At 56.9% G+C, this 22,975-nt stretch carries 32 protein-coding genes; 30 read left to right on the forward strand and 2 right to left on the reverse strand.

The features are described from left to right. Positions 1 to 231: 231 nt before the first annotated feature. Together L1249_RS03225 and L1249_RS03230 are read right to left on the reverse strand one after the other, a co-directional pair. On the reverse strand, positions 232 to 432 hold the full coding sequence (locus L1249_RS03225) for a hypothetical protein (protein WP_235253281.1): 201 nt from the start codon (positions 430 to 432) through the stop codon (positions 232 to 234). After that, complete coding sequence (locus L1249_RS03230) at positions 432 to 1,124, reverse strand: XRE family transcriptional regulator (protein ID WP_235253282.1); 693 nt, start codon at positions 1,122 to 1,124, stop codon at positions 432 to 434. The genes L1249_RS03225 and L1249_RS03230 overlap by 1 nt, the downstream gene beginning before the upstream one ends. Before the next feature lie 109 nt (positions 1,125 to 1,233). Here L1249_RS03230 and L1249_RS03235 point away from each other — a divergent pair, with 109 nt between their 5' ends. From L1249_RS03235 to L1249_RS03375, 30 genes are all read left to right on the forward strand, one after another. After that, positions 1,234 to 1,446: a transcriptional regulator gene (locus L1249_RS03235; RefSeq protein ID WP_144984966.1), complete on the forward strand. Its 213-nt coding sequence runs from the start codon at positions 1,234 to 1,236 to the stop codon at positions 1,444 to 1,446. A 58-nt stretch (positions 1,447 to 1,504) separates the two neighbouring features. Further along, positions 1,505 to 1,834 carry a hypothetical protein gene (locus tag L1249_RS03240; protein ID WP_235253284.1) on the forward strand — a complete coding sequence of 110 codons (330 nt, stop codon included), beginning with the start codon at positions 1,505 to 1,507 and terminating at the stop codon, positions 1,832 to 1,834. A 32-nt stretch (positions 1,835 to 1,866) separates the two neighbouring features. Then, entirely contained in the window at positions 1,867 to 2,058 is a 192-nt protein-coding gene (locus L1249_RS03245) for a hypothetical protein (protein ID WP_144984972.1), read from the forward strand. A 138-nt stretch (positions 2,059 to 2,196) separates the two neighbouring features. Further along, positions 2,197 to 3,120, forward strand: coding sequence for a replication protein (locus L1249_RS03250; protein ID WP_235253286.1), 924 nt, complete (start codon positions 2,197 to 2,199; stop codon positions 3,118 to 3,120). Between the two features lie 2 nt (positions 3,121 to 3,122). Beyond that, positions 3,123 to 3,944 carry an ATP-binding protein gene (locus L1249_RS03255; protein ID WP_235253288.1) on the forward strand — a complete coding sequence of 274 codons (822 nt, stop codon included), beginning with the start codon at positions 3,123 to 3,125 and terminating at the stop codon, positions 3,942 to 3,944. Continuing rightward, positions 3,941 to 4,621, forward strand: coding sequence for a DNA methyltransferase (locus tag L1249_RS03260; protein ID WP_235253290.1), 681 nt, complete (start codon positions 3,941 to 3,943; stop codon positions 4,619 to 4,621). The genes L1249_RS03255 and L1249_RS03260 overlap by 4 nt, the downstream gene beginning before the upstream one ends. Beyond that, a complete protein-coding gene (locus L1249_RS03265; protein WP_235253292.1) occupies positions 4,618 to 5,127 on the forward strand; it encodes a hypothetical protein in 510 nt (169 codons plus the stop codon). Before L1249_RS03260 ends, L1249_RS03265 begins: the two co-directional genes overlap by 4 nt. Continuing rightward, positions 5,124 to 5,534 carry an HNH endonuclease gene (locus L1249_RS03270; protein ID WP_235253295.1) on the forward strand — a complete coding sequence of 137 codons (411 nt, stop codon included), beginning with the start codon at positions 5,124 to 5,126 and terminating at the stop codon, positions 5,532 to 5,534. Before L1249_RS03265 ends, L1249_RS03270 begins: the two co-directional genes overlap by 4 nt. Positions 5,535 to 6,329: 795 nt before the next feature. Continuing rightward, entirely contained in the window at positions 6,330 to 6,455 is a 126-nt protein-coding gene (locus L1249_RS17420) for a hypothetical protein (protein ID WP_268825152.1), read from the forward strand. A 114-nt stretch (positions 6,456 to 6,569) separates the two neighbouring features. Further along, the gene (locus L1249_RS03275; RefSeq protein WP_235253298.1) at positions 6,570 to 6,773 is read left to right on the forward strand and encodes a hypothetical protein; all 204 of its coding nucleotides are present in this window, start codon (positions 6,570 to 6,572) and stop codon (positions 6,771 to 6,773) included. Continuing rightward, the gene (locus tag L1249_RS03280) at positions 6,773 to 7,150 is read left to right on the forward strand and encodes a hypothetical protein (protein WP_235253300.1); all 378 of its coding nucleotides are present in this window, start codon (positions 6,773 to 6,775) and stop codon (positions 7,148 to 7,150) included. Before L1249_RS03275 ends, L1249_RS03280 begins: the two co-directional genes overlap by 1 nt. A 367-nt stretch (positions 7,151 to 7,517) precedes the next feature. After that, the gene (locus tag L1249_RS03285) at positions 7,518 to 8,075 is read left to right on the forward strand and encodes a hypothetical protein (protein ID WP_235253304.1); all 558 of its coding nucleotides are present in this window, start codon (positions 7,518 to 7,520) and stop codon (positions 8,073 to 8,075) included. Positions 8,076 to 8,169: 94 nt separating this feature from the next. After that, positions 8,170 to 8,739 carry a hypothetical protein gene (locus tag L1249_RS03290; protein ID WP_235253306.1) on the forward strand — a complete coding sequence of 190 codons (570 nt, stop codon included), beginning with the start codon at positions 8,170 to 8,172 and terminating at the stop codon, positions 8,737 to 8,739. 84 nt (positions 8,740 to 8,823) lie between these two features. Next, a complete protein-coding gene (locus tag L1249_RS03295) occupies positions 8,824 to 9,450 on the forward strand; it encodes a glycoside hydrolase family 108 protein (protein WP_235253308.1) in 627 nt (208 codons plus the stop codon). 17 nt (positions 9,451 to 9,467) lie between these two features. After that, positions 9,468 to 9,752, forward strand: coding sequence for a hypothetical protein (locus L1249_RS03300; protein WP_235253309.1), 285 nt, complete (start codon positions 9,468 to 9,470; stop codon positions 9,750 to 9,752). Beyond that, positions 9,752 to 10,306, forward strand: coding sequence for a 3TM-type holin (locus L1249_RS03305; protein ID WP_235253314.1), 555 nt, complete (start codon positions 9,752 to 9,754; stop codon positions 10,304 to 10,306). Before L1249_RS03300 ends, L1249_RS03305 begins: the two co-directional genes overlap by 1 nt. Positions 10,307 to 10,601: 295 nt before the next feature. Further along, a complete protein-coding gene (locus L1249_RS03310) occupies positions 10,602 to 11,171 on the forward strand; it encodes a hypothetical protein (RefSeq protein WP_235253316.1) in 570 nt (189 codons plus the stop codon). Continuing rightward, a complete protein-coding gene (locus tag L1249_RS03315) occupies positions 11,152 to 12,762 on the forward strand; it encodes a terminase (protein WP_235253318.1) in 1,611 nt (536 codons plus the stop codon). Before L1249_RS03310 ends, L1249_RS03315 begins: the two co-directional genes overlap by 20 nt. Before the next feature lie 20 nt (positions 12,763 to 12,782). Further along, the gene (locus L1249_RS03320; RefSeq protein WP_235253319.1) at positions 12,783 to 13,232 is read left to right on the forward strand and encodes a hypothetical protein; all 450 of its coding nucleotides are present in this window, start codon (positions 12,783 to 12,785) and stop codon (positions 13,230 to 13,232) included. Then, positions 13,225 to 15,483, forward strand: coding sequence for a portal protein (locus tag L1249_RS03325; protein ID WP_235253323.1), 2,259 nt, complete (start codon positions 13,225 to 13,227; stop codon positions 15,481 to 15,483). The genes L1249_RS03320 and L1249_RS03325 overlap by 8 nt, the downstream gene beginning before the upstream one ends. A 250-nt stretch (positions 15,484 to 15,733) precedes the next feature. After that, positions 15,734 to 16,678 carry a hypothetical protein gene (locus tag L1249_RS03330; RefSeq protein WP_235253327.1) on the forward strand — a complete coding sequence of 315 codons (945 nt, stop codon included), beginning with the start codon at positions 15,734 to 15,736 and terminating at the stop codon, positions 16,676 to 16,678. Between the two features lie 51 nt (positions 16,679 to 16,729). Beyond that, positions 16,730 to 17,674: a P22 phage major capsid protein family protein gene (locus L1249_RS03335; protein ID WP_235253330.1), complete on the forward strand. Its 945-nt coding sequence runs from the start codon at positions 16,730 to 16,732 to the stop codon at positions 17,672 to 17,674. 56 nt (positions 17,675 to 17,730) lie between these two features. Beyond that, the gene (locus L1249_RS03340; protein ID WP_235253331.1) at positions 17,731 to 18,051 is read left to right on the forward strand and encodes a hypothetical protein; all 321 of its coding nucleotides are present in this window, start codon (positions 17,731 to 17,733) and stop codon (positions 18,049 to 18,051) included. A 3-nt stretch (positions 18,052 to 18,054) separates the two neighbouring features. After that, entirely contained in the window at positions 18,055 to 18,756 is a 702-nt protein-coding gene (locus tag L1249_RS03345; RefSeq protein ID WP_235253332.1) for a phage adaptor protein, read from the forward strand. Then, positions 18,756 to 19,286 carry a hypothetical protein gene (locus tag L1249_RS03350; protein WP_235253333.1) on the forward strand — a complete coding sequence of 177 codons (531 nt, stop codon included), beginning with the start codon at positions 18,756 to 18,758 and terminating at the stop codon, positions 19,284 to 19,286. The genes L1249_RS03345 and L1249_RS03350 overlap by 1 nt, the downstream gene beginning before the upstream one ends. A gap of 8 nt (positions 19,287 to 19,294) precedes the next feature. After that, a complete protein-coding gene (locus L1249_RS03355; protein ID WP_235253335.1) occupies positions 19,295 to 20,323 on the forward strand; it encodes a hypothetical protein in 1,029 nt (342 codons plus the stop codon). Continuing rightward, positions 20,320 to 20,640, forward strand: coding sequence for a hypothetical protein (locus L1249_RS03360; RefSeq protein ID WP_235253336.1), 321 nt, complete (start codon positions 20,320 to 20,322; stop codon positions 20,638 to 20,640). Before L1249_RS03355 ends, L1249_RS03360 begins: the two co-directional genes overlap by 4 nt. Next, the gene (locus L1249_RS03365; protein ID WP_235253340.1) at positions 20,637 to 20,849 is read left to right on the forward strand and encodes a hypothetical protein; all 213 of its coding nucleotides are present in this window, start codon (positions 20,637 to 20,639) and stop codon (positions 20,847 to 20,849) included. Before L1249_RS03360 ends, L1249_RS03365 begins: the two co-directional genes overlap by 4 nt. Next, positions 20,846 to 21,271 carry a hypothetical protein gene (locus L1249_RS03370; RefSeq protein ID WP_235253342.1) on the forward strand — a complete coding sequence of 142 codons (426 nt, stop codon included), beginning with the start codon at positions 20,846 to 20,848 and terminating at the stop codon, positions 21,269 to 21,271. Before L1249_RS03365 ends, L1249_RS03370 begins: the two co-directional genes overlap by 4 nt. A gap of 65 nt (positions 21,272 to 21,336) precedes the next feature. Then, positions 21,337 to 22,962 carry a hypothetical protein gene (locus L1249_RS03375; protein WP_235253343.1) on the forward strand — a complete coding sequence of 542 codons (1,626 nt, stop codon included), beginning with the start codon at positions 21,337 to 21,339 and terminating at the stop codon, positions 22,960 to 22,962. Positions 22,963 to 22,975 lie beyond the last annotated feature (13 nt).

The following is a 22,975-nucleotide window of genomic DNA, read 5'->3' on the forward strand; positions in this document are numbered from 1 at the left end:
GACAGCCTCAGACTGGCGTACTCCTAGCGAACTCTCGCGGCGTTACCCGCTACGGCTGGCTAGGCTCATCCTGTTGTTAAAGAGCGTGGCCTGTGAGGGCCTGAACACGGTGCGCTGTGTTCTGCTCATAAATATAGGCATACCTTTCATGTCAGTCAACAGGAATACCTATATTTTTTGATAGGCAAAAAAATACCCGCCCAGGTTGGCGGGTTTTAGAAGGTAAGGTAGTTAGTAACTGGCCTGTCTACACATCGCGACGCCAACTTCAACACCTAAGCTGGTGGGTGCATTTTCTGCAAAATACATACTGCATTGTTCAACGCTATTTTTAGCTTCTGCTTTCGATACCAAAGTTTGATCATTTGCCCAGGCGATTCCAATGGCAATGCCTGATAGGAAAGCGCCGATCGTAATAACAGCTCGTAGCATTAGTCAAAGACCTCCCACCAGAACACGCGACCTATAATCTTTGGTGCGTCAGGGCCCATTAGGCTGTGCGTTTCCTCAGGGTATTCGTCACTGTTGTCGCTGACCAGGCGCACACGTCCTAGCGGCAGCTTGTAGAGACGTTTGATGCGAAGCATGCCGCCGTGATCGAGTGCGTAAATCTTGCCGTCAATGATGTGTCGCGTGCCTTTGTCGATAGCGATAGGGGAGCCGTCAGCAATCGTGGGCTCCATTGAACTGCCACTGGCTGTCGCGCACGCCGCGTTTTCTGGCGATACGCCGCGCTTGGCAAGCTTAGACAGCGGGAAGCGCATCGTATGACCGTGGTTCTCGACAACCTGAGTACAACCATCGCCAGCAGAGAACTCGACTTCACGGAAGCAAGGAAGCTCGACTTCATCAGGAGAGACGGGGGAGCCGCCTTCGACAATCTCGGTATTGTGGAGCTCAATTTCATCCGAGCCGCCCGCACGCCTTGCAGCAGAAGCAAGCATTTCTCCTGAGCCGGTTGCCAGCCACGAGGCGTCCACCCCACAAACAGATGCGATCTGAACGAGGTAAGCGCTTGAGCGGGATTCGCCGCGCTCAAGCTCTGAAAGGGATGGCTGTGTAATGCCAATGGCCTTGGCCAATTCCCTCTGATTTAGCCCTGCGTGTTTGCGGGCACGCTTCACCCGATCACCGATAGTCATATCCCAGCAAGATATAGGCGAACCTATATGCTTGCAAAAAGGTGTTCCTATATCTAGTATATCGGTAATCCTTTCTATTTTAGGCATACCTATGGAAACCCCAGTCCAAAAACTCATCAAGCACTTTGGTAACCAGCAGAAAACAGCGGAAGCCTTGGGCGTTAAGCAAGGCACTGTTTCTGGCTGGGCCACTGGTCGGCATGGCGTTTCTGAGGTGCATGCCTTGGTAGCCGAAAAGCTCACAAGCGGAAAGGTTAAGGCTGTCGAGCTTTGCCCGCGCCTTATCGCCATCAAAGCCGCTTAACCCCAACCGCCTGCCTGTGAAGGCCGCGAACTCAGCAAACCAGAAGAAGGAAGTCTCAATGCTGAACCGTGAACCCCGTATTCCTGCCACTCGGAAGCCGGAAGGCGAGCACCTGGACAACCCCGCTCGCGTTCGCTTCAAGGATTCGGAATACCTCGCGCTGGAGCAGGTAGCAGAAATGCGCCACGGGGGCGTTATCTCCCACGCCATTCGGGAGTGTGCCCTGGTGGGCATGGAGGTGATCAACCTCCGGCAAGACGTGCTGCTCGACCGCCTGGCCAATGGCCACAGCGTGCAAACAGCACAGCAGGAAATGGTAGAAGCGCTCATGGCGCACCTCATCGAAAACCGCATCACTGAGCAGATGATGCAGCGCTTACGCGCTTAGCAGAAGGGCCGGACGAGGCCCGAGGAGTGACTGTGAACCGTGCAGCTTTGTCACGAACGTATCGGCGCTTGTCGCCACCGCATCAAGCCGTGGTGGAACAGGAGGCCGCGCAGCGCGGAGTGGCGGTGGAGGACGTGATGCTCGATCACGCCATTGCTATCGCGGGACCGTTAAAAGACCAGCTCTATGCCATGCGCCGTGAGCGCACGCTGCGAGCGGTTTAGTACCAGCGGGCTTAGGCCCGCTTTTGGGGCCAATACGCGGCCCTGTCAGGTCGTCTTGAGATACGGAATAAACGCAAAAAGCCCGCCTAACGCTGGGGAGCGGGCGGGCTTTCAACAACACAGGTAACGGAGTTAATTATGGCACAGGTCGCCGATTTAAACCAATTTAGAGCGCGTCGTGATGACGCCCAGGCACCGGCAGCGCCGAGCAAGGGGCCACAAGTGGAGGATGGATATACGCGAATAGCCAACGAGCTATTTGACGAAATTATTGGAGCGCCAGTTACGGATCGCGAACGTCGCGTAGTGCTAGCGGTCGTCCGCTTGACGTATGGATGGAATAAAAAGAGTGACCGCATTTTCGCAGAGGATGTTGCCAAACTAACCAAGATGCACGAATCCCGTGTTTCAAAAGTGATAAGTGAGCTAGTTCGTCGCAACGTAATTTTTCGCAAAGGTGGCAGCCGTTCACCGATTACTTTGAACAAGGATGTTTCTAGCTGGGAACCCTCAACCGGCTCAAAACGGAAGGCTCCAACAAAAAGAGCCGAGTCGGCCCAAAATGAGCCGGTTAAACCAGCCCAGAATGAGCCGACCTATAAAGACAGGAAAGACAAACCCCTTCTCACTACGTTCGAAGGGGATAGCGATCCCGTTCCTAAAAATCCAAAACCCGCCACGCCGAAGAAGCCTTCCAAAGCAAAACCGGCAGCGCTTGATCTTGCCGATCTGCCGAACGGGGTTTCTGCCGAAGCCGCCAAGGCGTTCATCGACCACCGCAACGCGCTTAAAAAACCGCTTACCCAGCGTGCGCTCATGCTGGCACTTGGTGAGGCCGTGAAAGCTAGCGAAGCCATCCCGGGCATGACGCCAGACCAAGCGATTGACGAGGCCATTCTGGCGGGCTGGCAAGGCGTCAAAGCTCAGTGGCTGATCAATCGCCAGAGTGGTCGTGGTGCTCAGCTCCAGCGCCAAGACGGCCGCATGGGCTTTGCCCAACCGTTGCCCGTGGGCTCCTACGGCACCAACGATCTTGAACTTCCAGCGTGGGCGAGGGATTAACCATGGCTCAATCACTGACAACCACCCCACAAGTGCGCGGCCAGTTAGCCAGCATGCTCGCCGGTACCGCTGAAAACAAAGCTGACCGCTGTCGGGTTCATGGCGCGTTTGCCAATACCAAGATGCCCAACGGTCGGTGGGCTGGTTGCCCCCACTGCGCGCTTGAGGATGCCAAAGGCGTTAGCCAGGCCGAGGTTAACCAGACCAGCGAAGCCAGCAGCCGCCGGCGGCTTGAGAAGCTGCGTGAAGACTCGCTGATTCCCAAGCGTTTCGTGAACAAAACCCTCAACGGCTTTGAGGTGGTCAGCCGTGAGCAATCATACGTGGTGAGCGTTTGCCGTGCCTACGTCACCAAGTTTGACCAACGCCTGGAGCAGGGCGGCGGGCTGGTCTTTACCGGTAGCGTGGGGACCGGCAAGAGCCACTTGGCCTATGCCATCGGTAACGCGCTGCTGGCCAGCGGTCGCGTGGTGATGGGCATCGACGTTTACGAGCTGATCGACTTGATTAAGGAGCGGGCTTTCAGCAAGGACAAGGCTGGCAGTGAGAGGGAGGCGATTCGCGCCTTCGTTGGTGGGCTCGACCTGCTGATTCTGGACGAGGTGGGCGCGCAGCTTGGCACCGAGTGGGAGCGCTTGATGCTCTTCAAGATCATCAATGAGCGCTACAAGCAGATGCTGCCAACGATCCTGATTAGCAATCTGGAAGCCGACAAGCTCGAGGAGTACATGGGTAGGCGCATCATCGACCGGATGCAGGAGGGCGGTGGTACCACGCTCAAGCTGGACTGGGGCAGCTACCGGACGCAGCGAGGTGCGGCATGATCCAGCTACTCAATATGGATTGCATGAAGTACATGCGCTCTCAACCGGACAATGCATTTGATCTTGCCGTTGTTGACCCGCCTTACTTTGATGGCCCCAACAAGCCTGGTTTTTATCGCAACGGTGAATACAGCGCCACTCTGGTTCCTGCTGGAAAGTATGGCGAACTCAAGCATTGGGAAGTCCCAGGGCCTGAGTACTTTAATGAGCTCAAACGCGTATCCAAGCACCAGATCATCTGGGGAGCCAATCACTTCTGTAACCGATTCGATGCCAGTGGCCCCGGCTGGATCGTGTGGGATAAAGAAAATGGTGCTAGCTCGTTCGCTGATGCTGAGCTGGCCAGTAGCTCATTCGATAAAGCTGTACGCATCTTCCGGTACCGCTGGAATGGAATGATCCAAGGCTCTCATGGCAACAAGCGACTTAACGAAAAGCGCATTCACCCCACTCAAAAGCCAGTGAAGCTCTATGAATGGTTGTTGGCCAACTATGCAGAGCCAGGTCAGAAAATCTTGGACACCCATCTTGGCAGTGCTTCTAGCGCCATTGCTGCTCACTACTTCGGCTGTGATTTCGTTGGTACTGAGATAGATCGTGATTGCTTCGCTTCAGCCAAGGGCCGCTTTGAGCGAGAAACAGCACAGGTAGATATGTTTGCCGGAGGTGCCGCATGACCAAGCCAGCCAACAAGCCATTTGTCTCTCGGGCCAGCAGCGTGACCGAGGCGCTGGCCGCCATCGGCCGCCTGCCTAGCGTGCTGACCCAAGCCATCCAGCAGTGGGGGCAGGTCGAAATTGTGGTTCAGAAGCACGAGCCAAAGCGCAGCCTGGACCAGAACCGCCTCCAGCGACTGTGGTGCAAGGAAGCGGCCCTGCAAGGCGACTGCGATGCCGAGTGGTACCGAGGCTACTGCAAGTACCACTTTGGCATTGCCATTCTCTGCCGCGACTCTGACGCCTACCGCGATGCCTGCAAACGCGTGCTGGGCTCGCTGGGATATGAGCAGCGCATCGAGCTGATGATGGAGCCCCATGACTACCCGGTGACCAGGGGCATGACCAAGGCGCAGAAGACCGAATACCTGGACCGGTGCTGGCAGCACTTCACCGGTCTCGGTTTCCGCTTAACGGATCCAAACCTGAAAGGCTTTAACCAGCGCGACTACAGGGAGGTGGCATGAGGCGACTCACTAAAGCCGAGCGCGCAGAGCTGTTCGGCATGTTCAAAGGGCGCTGCGCATACTGCGGGGAAGAGCTCGGCAAGCGTTGGCATGCTGACCACGTTAAGGCTGTGTTCCGTCGGCATAAGCTGATTCGCCAGCCTGGGCAGGGCTATAAAACCCAGTTGGTCGGGGCTGATCGCATTGAAAACGATGCGCTCGACAACTTCATGCCCGCTTGCGCGCCATGCAACCTCTCTAAGGCGACATACACGCTAGATCAGTGGCGCGATGTGCTGGCTGGCTACGTTGGCGCGCTTGACCGTAATGCACCCACTTATCGCATGGCCAAGAAACACGGTTTGATCGTAGAGACGCATATCAGGGTTGAGTTCTATTTCGAGAAGCTGGCAAGGGAGGCTGCGTAATGCTGCCCAATGAGTGCTACCTGTCCACCAAACCGCACCGTAGCCCTCAGTGGCTCAGCAACGTGCACGAAATTGATAGCTGCGTGCTGTGCGGTGCCTGGGGCATCCAAGCCGCACACCGCAACCAAGGCAAGGGCATGAGCAGCAAGGCTGATGACTGTCTCACTGCAGCTCTTTGCCCGGCATGTCACTACGAACTTGATTCAGGAACGAGATATAGCAAAGAGGAGCGCCGAGCCATCCTGGACGACGCCATTTGCAGAACTATTGCTCAGCTTGCGCGACGGGGGTTGATATGTGCCCAAAGAAAGTGAATCACCAAAGCAATATGGGCTCGAGATATGGCCGTCTCATAGCAGTGGAGTTTTCAAGCAACGGCAGGGACACCGTTTACCGGTGTAATTGTGACTGCGGAAGCTTTGTGGATGTGACCTATTCAAATATCAAAAAAGGTAATACGAAATCGTGTGGGTGCTGGAAGTCCGAACATGGAAAGCAGCGAGGCGAAAGTAATAGAACCCACGGGAAAAGCTACACCAGAGCCTATCGAACTTGGATTGGGATGAAGCGACGCTGTCAAAACCCCAATCATGCTGATTACGAGTGGTACGGGGTAAGAGGAATACGGGTTTGTGATAGATGGGTCTCTTCATTCGAGAATTTCTATGCAGACATGGGGGACCCGCCGCCAGGGCTGAGTATTGACCGCATAGATAATGATGGTGATTACGAGCCGGGAAACTGTAGATGGGCTAACGCGCATCAGCAGAATCAGAACAGGAGGCCAGCAGAATCATGGTCTCGCTAATCGACAACGGCAAAGACTTGAGCCGTGAAGAGCGCAGAGCGCGGATGAATGAGGCCATTGTGCTGACACTGGACCAACTCGCCAGGCGCGGCCTGGTCAAGGCGGTGAAATGATGAGCCCATGGATTTTAGTAGGCCTGATCGTCGCCGGTGCGTTGTTCCTGACTGGCTTGGGTCTCTACCTCACGCACGGCTATGACGATCAGGGCGAGCCCTTGGAGTACCGACATGATCATGATTAGCACCAAGGCCGGGCAGCGACTGGCGAAGGCGCGAGCTTCAGAGCTGGCGGCGATTGACCATTGGGCTAAATATCCGAGTGAGGAAAATTGGGAGGTATGGAAAAAGACGCAGATCGAAAGAGAGGCTGCGAGCAGCGAGCTAGCTGACGAGCTGATAGCCAACCGCTACCACGAAGCGGAGGGCGACTGATGCGCCTATTCGTCCCTTATCTGGCCAACAGCACCAACGTGGGCACCCGTCAGCACTGGACCAAACGCAAACGCGAGGTCGATAGCTGTCATCTGCTGGTTCGCCACGTCGTGAAGCGGGATGGCATCAAGCCGATTAGCGGATGCGTAGACCTCGTTTTCCGCCCAAGGCTGGGCAAGGGTGTGCGTCGGCGCGATACCAGCAATTACTCGCTCAATGTGAAGCACCTTGAGGACGGACTGGTCGCCGCCGGTGTGCTGCCCGACGACCAGGGCGAGTACGTGCGTAGAGTCATCATGGAGCCGCCCGAGATCGACCGGCAGGCGGAGACCGGAACTTGGATCGAAATCATACCGGTGTCCGAGGTGGCGGCATGATCGAGCGCCCTACCGCATGGCCCGATGGTCGCCCGCTGGGCGGCACCAATGGCTACCCGCCTGAGTGGCACGAATGGGCGCGTGAATGCGAATTGAGATTCATCGCAAGGCAGATGCTCCAGGTGCCACAAGCTCAACGGAAGGCAGTGCATACGCAGTGGGTGAAGAGATTCCCGCACGCAACACCGCAACGGATAAAAGACGTTTGGGAACAAGCGGTTGAAGAAGAACGCGCAACGCGGCAGGCAACAAAACGCAACAGTTGCGCAATAACGCAACGAAAACGCAACGGCAGGGGGTGGTGATGCGGTATATATCAGCCAGGCAATGTATTTTTGATGCGTATCACGAACAGCGCGGGAGTGTAATGCAGTACGCCGCAGAGATTGCGCGCATGGGCGCCCAGGTGCAGACCACTCAGCGTAACAACAACGACTGGCGGATAGTGCATGGCCTGGAAGCAGGGCAGGTTATTAGCGCCGTTGAGCGTTTGCCGAAGCACATGCAGGCGTTGGCTCGCTATTGCTTCGGGCCGTTCACACGCGATGAGCTAGCAGAGGATCGAGAGTGGATACACACCGCGCTAATGCACGTTGGTATGCAGATGCGGCTGCCAGGGCAGGGGCAGGTAGAGCGGCCACCGGCAGAAGCGGCGCGTCAGCTGCGCTGGATTGTTTCGGCGGCGATTCACCACCATGCCGAGACAACGTACCCATATAACAGACCAGGGCTGCATAATCCCCGGCGCATCGCGGCGTGGATTGAGCTGGAGCATGGGGAAGAAGTGAATACGAGAGACTGGAGCAGGCGCGACCGCTCAACGTGGGGCGGCGTCTGGGATCGGCTTCTGGACACGCTCGACCGCTGGGAGTGCGAGGCGTTGGCTCCAGTGGCAGGGCTAATCACAAGCGCCAAGGCAGCATAACTTGCGCTCTGCCGCATTTTGAACCAGAATAATCCCACTATCGAATTCTGCGCCCTGGCTTTGAGCCGGGGCGTTTTGCTATGAGGCCCTGCGAGTGCCGCCGTTGCTGCCAGAGTATCTAAGCCAGCCTGTTCAAATAATAGTTCAAACAGCCTCTGCTGATACTTGGCCAGTTTGGGTCGGAGCAGCGGCTACACTAGGTGGTGCCGCTATTGGCGCCGGGTTGGGTGCATGGCTAGGCGCCAAAGGTGCTTATAGCGCCACGGACAAAGCAAATAAGGCTGAGTTTAGACGTCAGGGTTTGAAAGAAGCTTTACAGATGGCTGACAGAATTGATTTGGAGGTTAAGCGTTTTGTTGTCTCCATCCAATCTGACGCCTCTGGGCTTTATGATGGTGGCCCTGAGCGTATAAAAGTAACCGCTAGAAACCTTGATCTGGATCTAACTATTCAGCTAAGGAGCTTATTGAAGCCGCATCATAAAAGCCTTAGTGAAGCTGCAAATGAACTGCATACGATTCTTAATGCTATCAGCGTGCTTTCAGCTAAAGCTGAGACTTTAGGAGAGCCAAGCTTAGACAACCCTCTGTCTAAACAAGGACTTGATTTCATTGTTTTGCTTAGCGACATTAGGACGGAGCTTAGAGCTGAGCTGAATTTGTAGTTTATCTGTTGCAGTTACGTAGGCCCTGCCAGTCTCTGGTGGGGCTTTTCTGTTTTCCCCCGCCGTGAGGCGCTGGAGCCCTACATGACAACCTCCCTCAAGCAACGACTAGTCGCCTCGGTCATGGATCGAGAGGGCGGCTACGTCAATCACTCGTCTGATCGTGGCGGCCCGACCAATTACGGCATTACCGTCGCGGTAGCGCGCGAGAACGGCTACCAGGGTGATATGCGCAGCCTGCCCAAGTCGCTGGCCGTGCGTATCTATGAAGCCCGCTACTGGACAAGCATTCGCCTGGACCGCATCGCGCCGATCAGCGCGACGCTGGCCGAATACCTGTTTGACTTCGGCGTTCACTCTGGCCCAGGCCGAGCGGCGCAAGAGCTGCAGCGCACGCTTAACGTGCTGAACAGTCGCGGCAAGCTGTTTCCTGACCTAAAGGTCGACGGTGCTATGGGGCCTGCCACGCTGAACGCGCTCGCGGATTACCGCAAGGCGCGAGGTGGTGCTGGCCTGTACGTGCTGGCCGAATCTATCAATGGCGTCCGCATTGCCTTCTGTCGTGGCCTCGCTGAGCGGGACGAGCGGCAAGAGGACTTCGCCTACGGGTGGTTTAAGCGCGTCGTCAATCTACGCAGTGAAGTCGAAAGCGACCAGGCAGACCGCTTGGTAGCGACGTTATACAGCGAGATCGCGGCGGAGGTGGCCTGATGGCCCAGGAGCGCGACGTGAAACCCTCCGTATTTGAGCGGCATATGCAGACAGGAATCCAAGTGCTGTTGGTAGCACTGTGTATTTGGGCCGGTGCTCAGCTGGTGAAGCTGGGGCAGCAGTCCGTGGTGCTAGAGGAGCGGCTAACCACGCAAGGCCTAATGCTTCAGGAACTGCGCCATGAGCTGAAAAGCTGGGGGGACACCTACTACCGCGCTACTGATGCACGCCGTGAGCTAGACCAGATCGAAAATCGTATCGATAACCTGAACAGCCGTGTATCGGCGCTGGAGACCCAATAATGGAGTGGCGTGACATTGCGCAGACCGTGGGGAAGATCGCGCCGATTGCTGGCGGTGCTCTTGCTGGCAAGGCTGGCTCTGCAGTTGGCAGCATCATCGCTGGCGTTCTGGGTGTTGAAGAGCGTCCAGAAGCGGTGGAAGCCGCTATTCAGGCAGATCCGCAAGCTGTAGAGCGCTTGCGGCGGCTTGAGCAAGAGCATGAGCGAGAAATGCTTAAGCTCTCCCTTGAATCAGAAACTGCCCGCTTGTCAGAGATCAATCAGACGATGCGGGCCGAGGTGGGGAGCGAGTCGACGTTCCGGGCAGGCTGGCGACCCTTTAACGGTTGGATGCTGGCCTTGTCACTGGCGTCTGTGAACTTCGGTCTAATCGGGGTGATCGTCATGGACCCCGCCCAGCTATCAGTTGTGGTCGATGTGCTGATTTGGTCTGTCGCTGCTCAAGCCGCTGTTCAAGGTGTGAACATCAAGCAGCGCTCCAATGATAAAGCCCGCCAGTTGGGCCAAACACCTTCCGGCTTCATGGATGCAATCAGTGCTATTCGGAAGCGTTAATAAATTCTCGCCGTGAGGCGACACGCCACGCTGTGAAGCGTTGCACCGGTCGCGCTGTGAAGCGCCGCCTTTGGCCATGCCGTGAGGCAGTGCCAACCTCGCCGCACGCTGTGAAGCGTCCGGCACCTTGATGCGGTGAATGCACGTGCTTTCGTGCTTCTAGCAGGGTACCTGGGAGCAGCCGGTTCGAATCCGGCGTTAGCTGCACGGATCTAGCCCAGGATGTTGAGATGAGCGCCAACCGCCGCATCACCCTATTCTATGGAGACGCTGCCAGCAATGGTGGCGTTTTTTTATGGCGAAACGACACGATTGGGAGCTGATCGAGCGGGAATATCGCACCGGTCGTTTCTCGCTGGCCCAGCTTGAAGCACGGCACGGCGTGAACCGCTCGAATATCAGCCGACGCGCTAAGAAGTATGACTGGAAGAAAGACCTGACCGAGCGGGTTCGCGAACGCACGCAGGAAAAAATCACTCGAGCATCGTTGCCGCCTGAAGCGCAGGCCGCGCTTGATGACGATGTGGTCGAGCAGGCAGCGAACGAGAATGCCGCGGTCGTGAAGGGGCACAGAAAAACCCTTGAGCGCTGGCGGGGTATTACCGAGCGTTTCGCCGTGCTGCTGGAGAGCCAGCTAGCCGAAGGCAAGATCGCTGTCGAGCTACCCACTGGCGGGACTGCCGAGCTTGATGTGCCGCTGGAGTACGTCGGCAAGTGTATGGGGCACGGGACCCAGGCGCTTGACCGAGTGATTAAGCTGGAGCGCCAGAACTACGGTCTGGATGCCAACGACAAAGACGAGGGCGTGAAGTCGTTTGAAGAACTGATGGCAGAGGTCGCGCCAAGTGATTCTGGGGCCGAGTGAGCGGGCACGTCAGGTCAAGCGCGCAGAAGCCTACCTGCGAGCTCATGCCAAGGGCAGACTCACCGACAAAGCTGACCTGCTGGCCGCGCTATCGCTCAAGTGGTTTCGGCTCAACTCGCTCTACAAGATCAAGGATAAGTCGGGAAGGAAGGTTCGCTTTAAGCCCAACGCCGCCCAGCGGGAGCGCTATCTAAGCGGCCACTGCCTTGACCTGATACTGAAGGCTCGCCAGTTGGGCTTTACCACGTTCGAAATGATCGACGCGCTGGATGACTGCCTGTTCAAGGATAACTTCTCGGCGGGCTGTATCTGTCACAAGCTGGAAGATGCGCAGGACATATTCAGGAACAAGATCACCTTCGCGTACGAGAACATCGACGATGCCTGGCACGCGCTGCTGAAGATGCTGGGTACCAAGATACCCCGGCCAGTTAGCGATAAGAGCGGCAGCGGTGCCTACGTCTTTGATAATGGCTCGAGCATCAAGGTTTCCACCTCTTATCGGGGTGGCACGCTGCAGCGCTTGCACGTATCGGAGTTCGGCAAGATATGTCGCCAGTTCCCGCATAAGGCCAAGGAGATTGTGACCGGTGCCTTTGAAGCGGTGGGGATCGGCAACCAGATAACGCTTGAGAGTACCGCCGAAGGGCGTGAAGGCTACTTCTTCGACTACAGCCAGACAGCGCAGCAGCTCAAAGAGATGGGCCGCACGCTGACAGAAATGGACTTTCAGTTTCATTTCTTCCCCTGGTGGCAAGAGCCAACGTACACGATGAGCCCCAAAGGCGTTGTGATACCTCAGCGTCTGGCGGAATACTTTGAGCAGCTTGAGCACAAGCACGGCATTCAGACGACTGACGGCCAGCGTGCTTGGTACGCGAAGAAAGCCGAAAAGCTGCAGGATGATATGCAGCGGGAATACCCCAGCACACCCGAAGAGGCATTCAGCCAGTCGGTCGAGGGTGCGTACTTCGCCACGCAAATGCAGTTCCTGCGGAAGAACAAGCGACTCACTAGCCAAGTTCAGGTGAACCCCAGCCTTCCGGTTTACACCGCATGGGACTTGGGCATGAACGACACGATGGCGATTTGGTTTGCTCAGGTCGTAGGCCGCGAGGTGCACCTGATCGATTACCTCGAAGGCGAGGGCGAAGGCATCGAATACTACGCCGATCTGCTGAATAAGAAGGGTTATCGCTACGGTGGACATTTTGGCCCGCACGATCTCGCCGTTCGCGAGCTAGGCACTGGCCTGAGTCGTTCCGATGTTGCCAAAGGCTTCGGCATCAACTTTGAGACGGTGCCGCGCATTAGCAACCACGCCGAGGGGGTCCAAGCGACGCGCCAGTTCCTGCCGATGTGCTGGATAGACGAGGAAGCCTGCCACCAGGGCGTGCTATGCCTCGATAACTATCGAAAAGAGTGGGACGACAAGCGCGGCGTGTACAAGTCAACGCCTCGCCACGATTGGGCGTCTCACGGTGCTAAAGCGCTGGAAACCCTCGCTCGCTCATCACTGTTTGCAAGGGCGCAACTGCCCGCCACTCCCGCTAACCGCTCATCACGTGGTGGCTGGAGCGCTCACACCTAATCACCCCGCCGGGAGGCGCTATGATTCACACCACCCCGAACGGCTCGCAGCAGCAGCGGGCACGCACGGCAGCATTGCGCCTCGCAGGCCTGCAAAGCCGCGACATCGAGAAGTTCGCTCGCGATGCGGCGATGGGTATTGCGCAAGAGCTAATGAAGTACGGCATCCCGATTCCCTCTAAGCGCTTTCGCCCGGACGTGGGGCATGTGCAGATCGATATGATCATCATCGAGGAGAAGGTCACGACGCCAGAGCCGGGTATGCGCCTGCAGTTTGAAGTCAAAGGCAGCATGGGCGTGACGTTTAACGTCAAGCTGCTGGAGTTTTTAGACGACCCTGCTGGCTATATCACTGACCTGTTCAAGCAGCTGGGGCCGATGCGCCGCAACGTACAGCGGATGCGTACCCACAAGCGCGCTGCCGATGCTGCTATCTACAAGGCGATAACGCAGGGTGCTGCGAATGGCTAGTTTGGGACTACTGCAGTACAAGTCGGCGACTGAGATGCACGCCGAGCAAGCGGCTGAAGCTCAGCAAATGCAGGCCGAGGAGGAGCGCCGTCGTCAGCTCATGGAGTCGTCGCTGGGCGCGCACATTCGCCGGTCATGGGAATCCGCCAAGACCGCTAAGCAGGAAGTAGAGTACCGCTTATTGGACTGCCTTCGCCGCCGTAAAGGTGAATACGACCCAAGCAAGCTGGCTGCTATCCGCAAGGAAGGTGGTGCCGAGATTTACATGATGCTCACTGCTACCAAGTGCCGCGCCGCCGGCGCTTGGATACGCGACATCATGATGCCTGCGAATGAGCAGCCGTGGGGCCTACAGCCTACACCAGTGGCTGACGTACCCGATGAGTACGTGATGCCCGTGTTTCAACAGCTACAGCAACAAGCAGTTCAGGCACAGCAGGAAGGCCAGCAAATTGACATGGCCGCCCTGATTGAGCAGGCGCGCGAGCAAGTGCGACAAATGGCACAAGAGAGGGCAGAGGAAGCCGCTGAGCGTCATGAGGATGTGATTGCCGACCAGCTGGCAGAAGGTGGCTGGTCTGAGGCCTTCGAGCAATTCGTGGATGACTTTGTCACCTATCCTGCTGCGTTTGTGCGCGCACCAATCCTGCGTCGCGTGCCTACGCTGGAATGGCTAGAAGGCTGGCAGCCGGTCAAGAGCACCACTATCCGGCCTGAGTTTGAACGGGTATCACCGTTCGATATGTACCCCAGCCCGGACGCCACCAACGTGGATGACGGCGCGTTCATCATTGAGCGCGCCCGCTTTACCCGGATGCAACTGAACCAGCTCATTGGGGTGCCGTCGTTTAACGAAGAGTCGATTCGCCGCGTATTGGAGCAGTATGGCCAGGGTGGCCTACGCGACTGGCTATGGACCGATGGCGAGCGCGCTGAGCTAGAAGGGCGCGGCCATGAGTGGCTGACCCACGGCGAAACCATCGACGGGTTGATCTACTCCGGCGGTGCCCAAGGCGTGACACTGCTGCAGTGGGGCGTCAATCCGGACGAAATTGAAGATCCGCTGGCTGAGTATGAGATTGAGGCCATTTTGATTGGCCAGCACGTTATCCGCGTGCGCATTAACCGCGACCCGCTGGAGCGCCGCCCGTATCACAAGGCCAGCTATCAGCCGGTGCCAGGCAGTTTCTGGGGCCAAGGCATCCCCGAGTTGATGGCGGATGTTCAGGACGTGTGCAATGCCACGGCGCGCAGTTTGGTAAATAACCTCGCTATTTCATCCGGGCCGCAGGTGGAAGTGTATGAAGAACGCCTGCAGCCACAGGAAGACCCGACCAATATCTACCCGTGGAAAATCTGGCGTACCAAAGACAGCCAGGTCACCGGTAATAACGCGGCCGTCCGGTTCTATCAGCCCAGCAGCAACGCCGCCGAATTGCTCGCTGTTTACGAACAGTTCGAGCGCCGCGCAGATGATGCGACCAACATCCCGCGCTACACCTACGGCAATGAGAACGTAGGCGGTGCTGGTAATACGGCGAGCGGCCTATCGATGCTCATGGAGTCAGCGAATAAGGGGATTAAAGACGCCATCCGGCATATTGATCGCGGCGTGTTACGCCGAGTGATCGAGGCGCTTTGGCTCTACAACATGCAGTACAGCGAAGACCCGAGCATCAAAGGTGATTGCAACGTTGTCGCGCGCGGTAGCTCTGCCATGTTGATTCGTGAGCAGACCAACATGCTTCGCCAGCAGTTCCTGCAGATGACGGCCAACGAAATGGATATGGGCATCGTAGGCATGGAGGGTCGCCGTAAGCTGCTGGAAAGCACGGCAGAGAAGCTGGATATGCCAGGCCTGATCCCCACGCAAGAGCAAATGGAGCAGAACCTAGCCGAGCAGCAGCAGGCGCAGCAAGCGCAGTTAGAGGCTCAACAACAGATTGAGCAAGCCAAAGCGCAGGCTGAGGTGGCCGTCAAGCAGGCCCAGGCGCAGAAGTACGGCGCCGACGCGGCCGAAACCCAAGCCGACACCCAGATCGCCCAGCAAATGGCACCGCTGGATGCCCAGCACCTACTGGCAGAGATCGCCAAGCTCATTGCCGAAACGCAGAGAGGCCAGAATGAACGAGCCGCAATGGAAAGCCCTGTCGCGAATCCACGCCAGCCCCGAGGGCCAGCATCTTCTGGATATCCTCAACTCCCAGCGCGAGGACTGTCGCAACCAACTGGAACAATGCCGCGACAGTAACGAGATTGCGCGCAAGCAGGGCGAGGCGACCGCGTTAGCCGGTTTGATCGAAAAGCTGAAAACCGCACGCGATGTAATTGATAAACGTTTCAAATAGCCGGGTTCGCCCGGCCTCACAAGCAAGCCGCTTCTTTGGAGGCGGCTTTTTTGTGGGCAACGCTCAACACTGCAGGTTGAACCCGTTACCCGAATCGTGAACCCCGGCTAAGCCCGGCTCACAGACACGCCGAGAGGCGTCATAGGAGTTGAAATGTCACTACCCCAGTCCGTACAGGCACAAGCTGCCGCTGCCGCTAAGCACTTTGACCGCGAGCCAGAGAACCCCGACGCCGATAAGGCCAAGGCTCCTGACCGTGAGCAAAACCCGCCACGCGACGCTGAGAAGCCGGACACTGCCAAGCCGGACGCGCAACCCGCTGAGCCGCTGAAAGACGAGCCTAAGCCTGAAAGCCAAGACGCCCTTTACTGGCAACACCGCTTTCAAGTGCTGCAAGGCAAGTACAACAGCGAGCTGCCAGCGCTGCGCCAAGAGGTTGAACAACTGAAAGAGCAGGTTGCGGGCAAAGACCAGCAACTCAAAGCGCAGGAGCATAAAGCGCCCGATAACAGCGGCATTACTGACGAACAGCTCGCCCACTTCAAGCAGGAGTATGGCGAAGACCTGGTGACGTTTATCGAGCGCATGACCCAAAAGGGAGCGGCCCCAGCTGATGCCGGTAACACCAAAGAGCTGCAGGAGCGCCTGGATCGTCTCGAATCCGAGAAGCACGAAGACGCTGAAGCACGCTTTTGGGTGAGCTTAGAGCAAGCGGTGCCAAATTTCCGACAGGTCAACAGCGAAGCCGCTTTCCTGCAATTCCTCAGTAAGTTCGACCCCCAAACAGGCAAGCAGTACCAGCAGGCCCTCAGCCAGGCGCAACAGAGTCTGGACGCCAAAGGGGTGGCCGACGTTTTCAAACTCTATCTGAATCAGGCGAAGCCAACGCAGCAGCAGCGCCAAGTCCCCGATGAGCAAGTAGAGCCGCGCACCACGAAAGCAGCGCCCACACCGCAAGCCCAAGGCGGGAAGCTGTGGACCGGTGCCGACATTACGCAGTTCTATCGCGACAAGACTGCTGGCCGCTACTCCGCTGACGAAGCGCAACGCCTGGAAGCCGATATTTTTGCCGCCCAACGTGAAGGCCGGGTTCGATAACCCGGCTGGCGGTTCCGATTCCTCGCCGTGAGGCGATAAGAGGGTATTCCAATGGCAGGTCCAACACGCGACGCATCGCATCCCGACTACTCCAGCACGTCTACCTCCGGGTTTATCCCGCAGGTCTGGTCGGGAAAGATGGTTGAAAAGCTGTACCAGCGAACCTGTTTCGCTGAAATCTCCAACACTGACTACGAGGGTGAGATCAAGTCGCAAGGTGATACGGTGATGATCCGCACCACGCCGTCTATCACCATCCGCGACTATGAAGTTGGCGGCGGCCTCAACTACGAGAAGCCGACCAGCGACAAGGTCGAGCTGCACATCGACAAGGCGAAGTATTTTGCCTTTGAGGTGAACGACGTTGACGAGTATCAAGCCGATATCAAGTTGATGGATAATTGGTCGGACGATGCCGGCCAGCAGATGAAGATCGCCATCGACAAGGTGATTCTCGGTGACGTGTTTGCCGACGCGGCCGCAGAGAACGCAGGCGCTGCCGCTGGTCGTGAGTCTGGCGGGTACAACATGGGCGCGGCCGGTGCGCCGGTGTCCGTGGACAAAACCAACATCCTCGATGTGCTGGTGGATTGTGGTTCGGTACTGGATGAGCAGAACGTGCCTGACGACGGCCGCTGGATTGTTCTGCCCGCCTGGATGAACGGCATGCTCAAGAAGTCCGACCTGCGCGACGCGAGCGCCATGGGGGATAACACCTCGGTGTTCCGTAACGGCAAGGTAGGCATGCTGGACCGCTTCGATGTGTATATCAGCAACAACATGTCGAAAGTGACCGACGCCACCACCACACGGCAGGCTACTAACGCAATCTTTGGTCACAAGAAGGCGCTCACCTTCGCGTCGCAGATGACCAAGATGGAGAACTTGCCTAACCCGCAGGACTTCGGCCAGCTGGTGCGCGGCCTTAACGTCTTTGGCTATGAGGTCATTGACCCCAACGCCATGGGCCACCTGTACGCCGAGCGCGCCGCCTAAGCGCTCCATATCGCCACCCTTCGGGGTGGCGTTTTACTTTCCGTGAGGAAACACGCATGACCAAGACACTGATTGAGCAAATTGAAGACGCGGTCACGAAAGACGACCTGGAAACGCTGGCCAAAACATTATCGGTACCCATTGATAAGCGCCAAGGGGTTGAGACCATCCGCGCTGAGCTGCTTGAAGCCGCTGAAAAGCTGGCCGAGCAGGGCGTAACGGAAGAAGAAGAGCTGAGCCCTGGCGAATCCTCCATTGAACCGGTTGCAACTGAAAAGCCCAAATATCAAGGCCGAATGCTTAAGCACCTGAAGAACGGGCGTGTCTTCCCGTGGACCGCTGCTTTAGCTAAAAACCGTTACATGCAGGAGGTGTAAGCGATGGCCGTCACGACTGTAGGCACCGTCATTCGTAATGCCAAGCTGGTGTTGCAGGAAGTGACGGCCGCCGGTACCCGCTGGACGAACGAGGAGCTGATCGGCTGGCTGAATGAAGCCTACCAGGCCATTGTCCAGATTAAGCCCGATGCCTCTGCGATCAATACGAGCGTTGAGCTCGTCGAGGGCACACGGCAAGAAATTCCTAGCGATGGCATGCGCCTGATTGACGTGGTACGCAATACCGCTGCCGCTAGCCAGAAGATGGGCATCATGGTGACTACGCGGCGCTCACTAGATACCACGCGACGGAGCTGGCATGGCGACGATGCCAGTGTCGATATCGAGCAGTACATGTTCGACGACCAAGACCCAACCCGCTATTACGTATACCCGCCGGCCGCTGTAGGCGCTAAGGTCGAGTTGATCTATTCCTCGACGCCATCACCGCATGAAGTCGCACTAGGCCTTACCGGCCTGGAAGCTGAAACCATCCGGCTCAATGACAGCTACGCGCCGGTGATTACCGATTACATTCTGTACCGCGCCTATTCCAAAGACGCTGAGCATGCGGCCAACCTCAACCGCGCCCAGATGCACATGCAGGCGTACATGGGCGCGCTGGGTCAAAAGGTAGAGGTCGCGCGCGCTATTTCACCGAATACGCCTGACAACTCATCCAATCCGCCACGGACGCGTCAGTGATGGATCTATTGCAAACAGTGGTGCAGGACGTTCCCGAAGCGCCGTTGATGACCGTTCGAGACGCCATCAAATGGGCAGAGTTCCGGCTGTGCCAAGACGGCAATGCCTGGATCGTTGACGCCCCTGTAACACAGGAGGGGGCCTTGATGGCTCCCGAGGGCACCCACTGCGTGCGGGTGCTTACGCTCTTCCGTGGCGACCGGGTTATGACCCCAGGCGTCGACTATGAGCAGCTATCGCCGGAAAGCGTAAGCATTCATCGGGTGGGCGATGGCGATATGTTCTCGGCGCGTGTGGCCGTCAAGCCGACCAGCGACGGCAGCTTGCCAGAGGAATTGCGCCGCCAGCACTTTGAAACCCTGCGCCACGGCGCGACTCATCGATTGCTGCTATTGCCTCAGCCGTGGCGAAGCGTCGAACAAGCGGCTTATCACGAAACCTACTTTAAGGCGGGCATTAACGACGCTTATCGCCTATCGGTTTACGGGCAGCAGCAGGGCGCGCGCGTTCAACCAAGACGATTTATCTAGGGGGCTGTATGTCATTCGAGCAGGCTGTTGTACAGCTAGAACAAACGAACGCCGCGTTACAGGAAGAGGTCATTCGTTTCCGCGACGCGGCGATGGGCCTCAACGCCATTTACCCGACAATCACCGAAGGGCGGCAGGCAGTGGCCGATGGCAAGTATTTCAGCGTACCGGGCAGCGGTGCGTATATGCGGCTCTACCGTCGCCAGGGTTCCAGTGCTGAACTGATTGCGGAGTTCCCCGACCGAGCCGAGCTGAATAGTGTGATTGATCAGCTGGGGCCGCTACTAGGGCGGGGTGTAGTGGGCGGAGGTGGCAGCGACCTTATCGCGTTGGGTGGGTTTGGATTGGGGAGTGTCACCCGAGACATTCGCTCTGGCGAGAGCGTCAACTTTAAAGGTCTAGGCCGAGGTATTTACGGTGTTGATAGACCAGTTGTTGATTCCGTTACCGGCGTACCTTCGTATTCACCGGGCAATGAATACGCCGCGCACCTACCCATTAATATGTCGTCACCAGGATCATCGATAAATTCTATCTTGTCGTTCTTCCCTACCTCTAGACGAATAATCTACGGGATAAACACCGAGAGTTCACTAGACCCTGTTAATTATGAACCCTTCGAGCTGCTGCACCATAAGCGGATTTTAGGAGCGGTAGCCTTTGCTAACGGCTTACCTTCAGGGGCGCTGTTCGAGTCAGGGCAAAACTCCAATGGTTACTATCTTAAATTCGCAAATGGAACGCTTATCTGCTTCGGAAATAAGTCAGTTAACTTCAACATCGAATCAGCATACGGGCCGCTTTATGCGTCAGGGTTTACCGAAACTATTACATTCCCTCATTCGTTTGAGGGCGCGCCTTACGGACTAGATACCACCGTCGCAGATGGTTCTGGTGCAAGAGGCGCTTTATTTTCTATTAAGCCCGCTTCTCCACTTGAAACCTCAGTAGCGATTCGTGCCATTGCAGTTGCCGTGTTAACAACCGCTCAATTCAATGTTAGCTATTTCGCCATTGGTAACTGGAGAGCATTATGAAATTGACGCTGCACTTATCGCCAGTTGCACGCGATAACGAAACTACTATGAGCATCCGCGAGACCACATTATTCGTTAATGGAATCAGCTACGATCTCAGCGATTTGCCTGATGGTGCCACTGCGTTTCATCCAGAACTGGGAAAGGTGACTCGGCAAGGTAGCGAATACGAATGCATGATTATCCTCGGCCACGGCCCCAACGCTCCGCATGAAACGCGCTTTCCCGCGCCCATCGTGTTGGAAAACCACCACGGGCCGATTGAGCTACCGCTATATGACGTAGTGCCGGAGCCTGAAAACGAGGTGACAGAATGAAATTTAAGCGACTAACAGAAGGCACGAAACTGGAATACCTACAAGACTATCTTTTCGCGGATAAAAACGGGAGGGGTGAGGCTATGGGCTACGGTGATGATGAGGGGAAGCCTGCCTATTATGCGGGTACGAATTTAAAGGATGAGGACGTCCACGGCTACTGCAAAATAGTTGTTGAGTATGATGCAGGCGAGGAGCCTACCCCATGAGCTGGCTACAAGACGCAGAGGTTACTCTGCCCAAAACCCCCGCCGAGCTACTGGCCGAGGCACAAGTGGCCAAGATCAGAGAGATCAACGACGCGTACAGCGGGCAAGCTGAACCCCTGGTGCGCGAATATCCGCAGATCGAGCAGCAGTCGTGGACAGAGCAGAACCGCGAGGCGCGGGCGTACCTGGAGTGGCACGTACATCCAGAAGGCGATGCCCCGGCAACCCCCGTGCTGGATAACATCCTGCTAGGGCGTAATGGCTCAGATGGCACCGAGACACTGGTTGAATTGTGCGAAGCGGTGGTGAGTAATGCCGAGCGTTTCACGCAGTTTCAGCAGTTGACGGGGAAGCGGCAGCGGCTGGTGAAGGCGGTGCGAGGGGCTGAAACGGTGGCAGCGGTGAACGCTATCCGGTGGTAGGGCAACAAAACGTATCAGAACAACGGCCGCGTAAGCGGTTTTTTTATGCCTGAAAGGTGGACATATTGAAAATCCAACATAGCGCCTTTCGCGGCGAGCTGCCGATCTTAAGCGCGCGGCTACTGCCAGAAAACAACGCCCAGCGGGCGCGTAACGTTTACCTCAAGCGCGGTACGCTAAAGCCTGAACGCGCCCCCTTAATCATCGAATCTCTCAGCGTGGTGGCGAATCCTTCCACGCTTTACCGATACCCAGCGGGAAATGAAGGCCAGGGTTACTGGTTGACGTGGGGCCTTGGAAAGAACGTTGACGTTGTGAAGTCGCCGCTTGCGAATGACGACTTTTCACGCGTGTACTGGACCGGTGATGGCCCGCCAAAAATGGGCGGCATTAGCGATATTACCAGCGGCACACCGCCGTACCCCGGCAATAGCTTCCGCTTGGGCATTCCCGCGCCGACGAGTGCACCGTCAGCAACAGCTCCTATTGGGCGCACTCCTGTCAGCGAGCGCCCACCGACGACGCTGGAAACCTCGTACGTAGTCACGCTGATCTCTCGCTTTGGCGAGGAGGGGCCGCCCAGTGCGCCCAGCAATATCATTGAGCGTTGGGATATGGTCAGTGGTGCGCCTGCGGGTGGCGAGGTACAGCTGGCATTACCAAGCGTGCCGAGCGGTAGTCACGACATTGTGACGAAACGCATTTACCGCGCAGAGTCGGGTGGTATTTACCAGTACGTGGCCGATGTGAACATCGCCAACACGGAATACTTTGACAATATCACCAGCGCGCAGCTTGGCCGCGCGTTGCCGTCGGTTGAGTGGGATATGCCCGATTCGCGCCTGCATGGGTTAACCGCACTCCCTGGCGGTATGCTGGCGGGCTTCTTTGAAAACACGCTGTGCTTCAGCGAAGCGTACTTGCCGCACGCGTGGCCAGTGGCCTACCAGTTGGCTTTCAAAGACAACATCGTCGCCATTGGCGCCACGTCGTCAGGCTTGATCGTGGCGACGCAAGGGCAGCCCTACCTTGTCAGCGGTGCCAGTCCTGAAGCTATGTCGCCCATGCAATTAGACGTTGATCAGCCTTGCGTATCTGCGCGCTCGCTAGTGGATATGGGCGAGTACGTTATTTACGCAGGCCATGAGGGGCTAGTGGCTGCCGGTGGCCGCGATGCCCGCGTGGTGACTGCCGAGGTGTTTACCAAAGACCAGTGGCAAGCGCTGAACCCCAGCACCATGCACGCTTATCGTTACGATGGTCGTTACCTTGCCTTCTATGAAGGTGGCTGCATGGTGTTTACGCCCGGTGAAGGCGTTGAGTTTTTGGATATTGATGCCAGCGGCGGGTATCACGACATAGCAGCAGGAGCGCTTTACCTGATCCAAGATGATGCCATTAGCGCATGGGGGCAGGGTGGCCCAATGACCTACACCTGGCGCTCCCGCCTACATGAAGTGCCCCCAGGAAGCGCAGGCTTTGCCTGCGGCAAGCTGATTGCCTCCGACTACCCTGTTCGTCTCATTATTCGCGCTGATGGCAACCAAGTGCTGGATACGCAAGTTCCCAATTCCAGCATGTTTCGACTTCCGGCGGGTTACACCTTGTGCCGTGATTGGGAGATCGAGATTCAAAGTAGCCACGAAGTACAGTCCATCCAGATCGCGACGTCTCCCAGCGAATTGATTTAACCCTTTCAGGCTC

This window comes from Halomonas sp. Cn5-12, assembly GCF_021532545.1.
Classification (GTDB): domain Bacteria; phylum Pseudomonadota; class Gammaproteobacteria; order Pseudomonadales; family Halomonadaceae; genus Vreelandella; species Vreelandella aquamarina.